The organism is Streptomyces sp. NRRL WC-3549 (assembly GCF_000721935.1).
Lineage (GTDB): Bacteria > Actinomycetota > Actinomycetes > Streptomycetales > Streptomycetaceae > Streptomyces.
This window is the reverse complement of record NZ_KL585436.1, coordinates 38,949-39,591: the sequence shown is the minus strand read 5'-3', so window position 1 is coordinate 39,591 and position 643 is coordinate 38,949. Positions and strand designations below refer to the sequence as shown.

General features: G+C 73.1%; 1 pseudogene. It reads right to left on the bottom strand.

The features are described 5' to 3' along the window. A pseudogene (locus tag IH13_RS43715) lies at window positions 1–643 on the bottom strand (hypothetical protein); the annotation flags it as partial.

The following is a 643-nucleotide window of genomic DNA, read 5'->3' as shown; positions in this document are numbered from 1 at the left end:
AGATGTGTATAAGAGACAGGAGCGCAGCTGCTCGGCCTCGCCGCGCAGCCGGCGGGCCTCCTCCTGGAGCTCGACCGTCTTGGCCCGGTACTCCTTGGTGTCGTCCTTGGCCGCGCCCTTGAGCTGGTCGGCCTGCTCGGCTGCCTCGCCGCGCAGCCGGTCGGCCTCGGCCTCCGCCTCGCGGCGGATCCGCTCGGCCTCGTCGGCGGCCGCCCTGGTGGTGGACTTCGCGTCCTCGGAGGCCTTGGTCAGGACCTCCTCGGCGCTGCGGGCCGCCTTGGCGAGCTGGGCGGCGGCATCCTCGGCGGCGACCGTACGGGCCTTCTCCGCCGCCTCGGTGACGAGCCGTTCGGCCTTCGCCCGGGCGTCGGCGAGCGCCTGCTCGGCCTCCTCCTTGAGCGTCTCGGCCTGCTGGGTGGCCTCGCCCACCAGCCGGGCGATCTCGGCCTTGGCCGTACGGGTGCGCTGCTCGTTCTGCGACTCGGCGCCGGCCAGCCGCTTGACCGCGGCCTCCTTCGCCTCGGTGACGACCTTCTCGGCCTCCAGCCGGGCCTCGCGCAGCCGGGTCTCGGCCTCCTGCGTGCGCTGCTCGGCGGTGCGGTTCAACTCCGCGGTCTGCTGCCTGTCTCTTATACACATCTCT